Below are 5760 nucleotides of genomic sequence, written 5' to 3' on the forward strand. Positions count from 1 at the left end.
AATTAAAGGCTGAAACCAGTTTTAGTAAAGGTATGCCAGCAAAGCAGAAGAAAGCGATGCGCAGTACAGCTTATCTTGAAAAGGTATTGAATTTATAGTGTTTTTTCATGCTCTTGCCCTGTATAACCCTCTAAAAGGTGTGTTCTTCCTTACCTAATAATTCCATTTAAAAACACTATTGTAAACAATTGTTTATAGCATTTATGAAAAATAAGGCTTGTTGTTAAACCTTAAAACGACTTTTAATAATGTTGTGAGGGTAAATATAAAAATAGTTTGAATCGACAGTGGTTTATTTTTTATTAAGGAAGTTTTTATTACTGAAGTAAAAAGGTAATTTAAGGGGAGGCTAATCAATACTTATTTTCTGCTTTTATTTGGCTGTATTCAAAAAACACTAAATCTGTATAAGTAGGGGCAATACGAATTTACGATTTATTTTACTAAACTAGGCTCATTGCTTTTAAAGCAGAGCCGCGTTTAGAATATTTACTTACTGGCTTTTTTAGCCTCTAGAGTTTCTATTTCACTCCAGATTTTTTCGGCTTCTGCACTTAACATAGCAAAGCTTTTAATGTCGCCTTTTCTTTGTGCCTGCATGCCTTGCTCTAGTTTTACGTCGTATTCTTTACGCAGTTTTTTTATTGGGTCAGGCTTTAAAAATGAAAACATTAGTATTCTCTTAATTTATTAAATTATATTTAGTTAGTGTACGCATTAATGGGCTTAATAGTTCTTTGTTTGGTGAAAATGTTTACTTTGCGCTTTAAAAGCGCAAAGTAAACACGGTGTAATTATTAACGTACTGTGTGCTAGTTCTAGTTCTAGTTCTAGTTCTAGTTCTAGTGTTTACGTTTCTGGCTCTAGGCGTTTAATACCTTGTCCATCAATACCTAAATAAATAAAACCATCGCTGCCTTGGGCTAGGCTGCGTACTCTGCCAATTCCATCGAGTATTTTATATTGCTTAACAACCTTACCTTTTGATAGTTCCAGTGCGCTAATAAATGCAAATTTCATTGATGCTAGTAATAGCTTACCTTTAAGTTTTGGGTATTTATCACTCGTTACATACAACATATCGGAAGGGGCAATTGAAGGGGTCCAGTGTAATACGGGCGATTGCATGCCGTCTTTTTCTTTAAGGTCTGTAAACTTGGTACCGCTGTAGTTAACGCCATAACTTACTAAAGGCCATCCGTAGTTAGCACCTTTTTTTATAATATTAAGTTCATCGCCGCCGCGCGGCCCGTGTTCGTGAGACCATAAAATATTGTTTTGATTATCAAACCACATGCCTTGTGGATTACGGTGCCCATAAGACCATGCCGCATGTTTTGCATCTTTTTGTTTAACAAACGGATTGTCGCTTGGGATACTACCATCTTCGTTTAAACGATAAATTTTACCGCCGTCCCGCGTGAGATCTTGCGGGTTTATGTCGCGCGAGCCGCGATCGCCAATTGAAAAATAAACATAACCTTCATCATCAAACACAATACGGCTGCCGTAGTGCTGGCCTTTGGTACTATTATGCTCGCCTTTGTATAGCAATTGCTGATCAGACAACTGCGTATGATCGCTACTTAGCTTGGCGCGCATTAAGGCGGTGTTACTTCTGCTTCCTTTGCCCTCACTACTTGAGTAACTAAAGTACAGCCATTGGTTTTGCTTACTATCGGTGCGTAGTGATAAATCAAGCAACCCACCTTGGCCATTAGCGTCAATGTCGGGCAACCCAGAGACTTTAGTTAACGTAGTGGTATTTTTAGGTAATAAAAATAACGTTCCACTGCGCTCAGATATTAGCAAATCACCATTAGCTAAAGGCTCAATAGCCCAAGGTATAACCACACCTTCTGCCGCTGTTACTGCGTTAACGTTAAGCGATAAAGTATCGAGCTGTTTATAGTTTTTTACGTAATCGCTTTTTGCATTTGCGGGTGCATTAATAGCAAACATAGCAACGGTTAAGCCTGCACTTATTATTTTAGGGAGTGTGTTATGTGACATTAAATTTATCATTATGGCTTCCAAAATTAATCCAATCTTACATAACCTTAACATGGCATAAATAAATTTGTTAAGCGTTGAGTTGAATGAAAAACACACACTTATATTTTTATACGATGATCTTTTAACAGAAAATTGTTTTAGTAATTAGCGCTAATAAAAAATTGAATAATTACTCTATTGGGGTTGAAAACTAAAAATTTCAGCGTACACTTGTGCGCTGAAGTTTGAGCGTACACGTGTAAGTTCAAAAGTTAAATATTTTACGATCCAAGAGATTAATAGTGATGATAATTAAAGTATTAAACCAATTTTCAAAATGGTTTTTACACCATCAAAGTTTTGCAGGCTACATAGAGCCAATAATGCAGGTGTTTAAACCTGCGTGGCGTGCAGGGCAGTTTAGAGCGCAAGTAGTTAATACAGCTGTGCTTGATGGCGGCTTTTTAAGTGTGCAACTTAAGCCAAGCAAACATTGGCAGGCGCATACGTCAGGGCAGCATATAAGTTTAACGCTTGAAATTAATGGGCGATTATTAACACGCGTTTTTACCGTGGCTTCAAGCGCTCAGCAATTTAAAAATACTGGGTTAGTGCGCTTACTAATCAAAACGAATACGCAAGGGCGCTTTACTGGCTTACTCAGCAGCGCATTAAAAGCGGGTTTGTGGTGCAATATTTCTGCGCCAAACGGCGACTTTGTATTTAAAAACACACACACGCCAGCCACTTTTATTGCAGGCGGATCGGGTATAACACCTATGCTGGCTATGCTTGATGATTACTTAAGCCAAACTACGCAAAAAGTGTCGTTAGTGTATTACGCAAAAGCCACTGAGCATCAATGTGTTGATGAACTGAGTGAGTTAGCAGCGCGTTTTGAGCATTTTTCGTTTTTATTATTAACGCGTGAGCAATCAAGCGATATAACCAGCAATATTAAGCCGTGGGAAAATCCAGACATTTACTGCTGTGGTCCTGCAGCATTTATGCAAACGGTGAGTGATTTTGCTAAAACGCATAAGCTAAATTACTACCAAGAGGCCTTTGGTTTGGCGCTGCCTAGCTTAAACGACGATAGCCAATTTAATGTGAAAATTAACGCCAGTGCCCATATTGTATCGGGCAACGATGTTTTACTACCTCAGTTTGAAGAAAAAAAGCTACCCGTTAAACGCGGTTGCGGTATTGGTATTTGCCATCAATGCCAATGTATTAAAAAGTCAGGCGTGGTACGTAATTTAAAAACAGGTGAATTGAGTGACAACGGCGAGCAATTAATACAACTTTGCGTAAGCCAACCTGTTAGTGATTTGGAGTTACAATTATGAAAAACATTAACTATGACATGCTCGCAAGTGAGCTAGATGCCATTAAAATGGAGACCCTTGGCAAAGTTGGCCAACAAGATGCCGACTACATTCGCTCTGTTGTGCGCAAACAGCGAGTGTGTGAATGGAGCGGGCGAATTTTGCTAATGCTTGGTTTTATTCAGCCATTATTGTGGGTTGCAGGTGTGTTGCTATTAGCGCTTGCTAAAATTTTAGACAATATGGAAATTGGCCACAATGTAATGCATGGTCAATACGATTGGATGAACGACAAGCAACTTAACTCACAGCATTATGAGTGGGACATAGCGTGCGATGGGCAAAGTTGGCACCGCGTTCATAACTTTGAGCACCATACGTATACTAATATTATTGGTAAAGACCGTGATTTTGGCTATGGCTTGTTGCGTTTAAGCGATGATTTTAAGTGGCGTTTTAAAAATGTATGGCAGTTTTTTACGTATATTAATTTAAGTGTGTTATTTCAGTGGGGCGTGTCGTATCACGAGTTGGCTGCAGAGCGTGTTTTTATTGGTAAAAAGAAAGAAAACCGCGAAGGGCTTGTTTCACACTCTACATTAAAGCATCGCTTTTTTAGTAAAGGCGCTCGCCAATTAATTAAAGATTATGCGATATTTCCGTTACTTGCAGGACCTTTATTTTTATGGGTATTGGCCGGTAATTTAGTAGCAAACTTAATCCGTAATTTATGGACGTCGACCATAATATTTTGTGGTCACTTTACTGAAGAAACAGAGACCTTTAAACAAGAAGACTGCGTAAATGAAACCCAAGGGCAGTGGTATTACCGCCAAGTACTGGGCTCGTCTAATATTAAAGGGCCACATTGGTTTCATGTTTTAACTGGGCATTTGAGCTGTCAAATAGAGCATCATTTATTTCCTGATATGCCGTCTTCGCGCTATCAAGAAGTAGCGCCTCAAGTACAAGCTGTTTTGAAAAAACACGGTGTTGATTATCATACAGGTAGTTTTTTTAGACAGTATACGTCGGTGTTAAAACGTATTATTAAATATTCGTTTAAATAAACATGTTTTAATTAACGAATGAAAAAATCGGTCTGTGTAACTACACTGACCGATTTTTTTGTTTATAGCATCCAATACGGTTGATTAGTAAACAGCACTTGCAAAAATTTCTCATAGTTAATTAAAAAAGCCTTACTTTAGCTATGGTTAAATAGCGTGTGATTGTCATACAATGGAGGAAAATAGACCACACAAGAGAGATTAAAATGGCCGCATTTGGTACCGTGTTTATGCCGCAGATGATTCAAGCTCGTTTTTCTGATAATAAATGGAGCGAAAGCTCAATTGTCCCTTCCGATAAACTTGAACTTCATGCTGGTGCGCACGTTCTTCATTATTCAAGTACATGTTTTGAAGGCTTAAAAGCCTTTCGCCATGAAGATGGTTCTGTTTATCTTTTTAGAATGGATGCAAACATTGCACGCATGCAACAAAGCTCAGCGCTATTAAGCTTACCGAGTTTTGACAGCGGTATGCTAAAAACGATGATTATCGATATTATGCGCGAATACGCAGATGAAACGCCATTACCGCCGGGCTCTATGTATATTCGCCCAACGCACATTGGTACTGAGGCTGCAATTGGTAAAGCGGCTGCGCCATCAATGAGCTCACTTTTATACACGTTACTATCGCCAGTAGGTGATTACTTTGCCGGTGGTGCAACTGCACTGCGTGTATTGCTTGAAGAAGATGGTATGCGCTGCGCTCCGCACATGGGTATGGTAAAAAGTGGTGGTAACTACGCCAGTGCTTTGGCGCCTATTAGTGCTGCACGTATAAAGTATCAAGCTGATCAAATTTTATTTTGCCCAGGTGGCGACGTACAAGAAACCGGTGCTGCTAACTTTATACTTATAGATGGCAACGAAATTATTACTAAAGCGCTTGATAGCACGTTTTTACATGGTGTAACGCGTAATAGTATTTTAACCATTGCAAAAGATTTAGGTATGACGGTAAGCGAGCGTAACTTTAGCGTTACTGAGCTATTAGAGCGTGCTGCTAAACCAGGTACTGAAGCGGCGCTTTCGGGCACTGCAGCTGTGCTAACTGCTGTGGGTACGTTTATTCATAACGATAAAGAATATAAAGTAGGTACTGGCGAGCCAGGCCCTACGACTGCGCGCCTTCGCCAAGCATTGAACGATATTCAATGGGGTAAAAGTGAAGACAAGCACGGCTGGTTAACTAAAATCTAATTATAGATTTAATAGCAACTCGCATTAAAAAGCCACCTAATCGGTTAACACCACTCGTTTAAGAACGAGTGGTGTTTTTTCGTTTATACCTAACTGGATATTTTTGTGTCTTTGCGAGCACCGTTCGCGGATAAGCTTTTCGCTTTCTTTTCTCCGGTAATATTA

Annotated in this window: 5 protein-coding genes; 3 read left to right on the top strand and 2 right to left on the bottom strand. The window is 39.2% G+C overall.

Annotated features, from left to right (window positions below; genetic code table 11):
• Positions 1–489: 489 nt before the first annotated feature.
• Together I6F40_RS19480 and I6F40_RS19485 are read right to left on the bottom strand one after the other, a co-directional pair.
• On the bottom strand, positions 490–672 hold the full coding sequence (locus I6F40_RS19480; RefSeq protein ID WP_166379350.1) for a DUF6435 family protein: 183 nt from the start codon (positions 670–672) through the stop codon (positions 490–492).
• A gap of 177 nt (positions 673–849) precedes the next feature.
• Positions 850–2025 (bottom strand): PQQ-dependent sugar dehydrogenase, encoded by a 1176-nt coding sequence (locus I6F40_RS19485; protein ID WP_166379348.1) that lies wholly within the window; start codon positions 2023–2025, stop codon positions 850–852.
• Positions 2026–2300: 275 nt separating this feature from the next.
• On the opposite strand from I6F40_RS19485, the gene I6F40_RS19490 reads away from it, so the two are divergent.
• The 3 genes from I6F40_RS19490 (at position 2301) to I6F40_RS19500 (ending at position 5595) form a co-directional block, all read left to right on the top strand.
• Positions 2301–3344 carry a flavin reductase family protein gene (locus I6F40_RS19490; protein ID WP_166379395.1) on the top strand — a complete coding sequence of 348 codons (1044 nt, stop codon included), beginning with the start codon at positions 2301–2303 and terminating at the stop codon, positions 3342–3344.
• Positions 3341–4393, top strand: coding sequence for a fatty acid desaturase family protein (locus I6F40_RS19495; RefSeq protein WP_166379346.1), 1053 nt, complete (start codon positions 3341–3343; stop codon positions 4391–4393). Before I6F40_RS19490 ends, I6F40_RS19495 begins: the two co-directional genes overlap by 4 nt.
• 200 nt (positions 4394–4593) lie before the next feature.
• Positions 4594–5595, top strand: a complete 1002-nt coding sequence (locus I6F40_RS19500; RefSeq protein ID WP_331460313.1) for a branched-chain amino acid aminotransferase — start codon at positions 4594–4596, stop codon at positions 5593–5595.
• The last annotated feature ends 165 nt before the right edge of the window (positions 5596–5760 follow it).

Source organism: Pseudoalteromonas sp. SWXJ133 (assembly GCF_015864365.1).
In the GTDB taxonomy this organism is placed as follows: domain Bacteria; phylum Pseudomonadota; class Gammaproteobacteria; order Enterobacterales; family Alteromonadaceae; genus Pseudoalteromonas; species Pseudoalteromonas arctica.

What these genes read in the sequence shown, in the direction of transcription:
- I6F40_RS19490 (WP_166379395.1), top strand. Translation starts at nt 2,301, where the DNA reads ATGATAATTAAAGTATTAAACCAATTTTCAAAATGGTTTTTACACCAT.
- I6F40_RS19485 (WP_166379348.1), bottom strand. Translation starts at nt 2,025, where the DNA reads ATGATAAATTTAATGTCACATAACACACTCCCTAAAATAATAAGTGCA.
- I6F40_RS19480 (WP_166379350.1), bottom strand. Translation starts at nt 672, where the DNA reads ATGTTTTCATTTTTAAAGCCTGACCCAATAAAAAAACTGCGTAAAGAA.
- I6F40_RS19495 (WP_166379346.1), top strand. Translation starts at nt 3,341, where the DNA reads ATGAAAAACATTAACTATGACATGCTCGCAAGTGAGCTAGATGCCATT.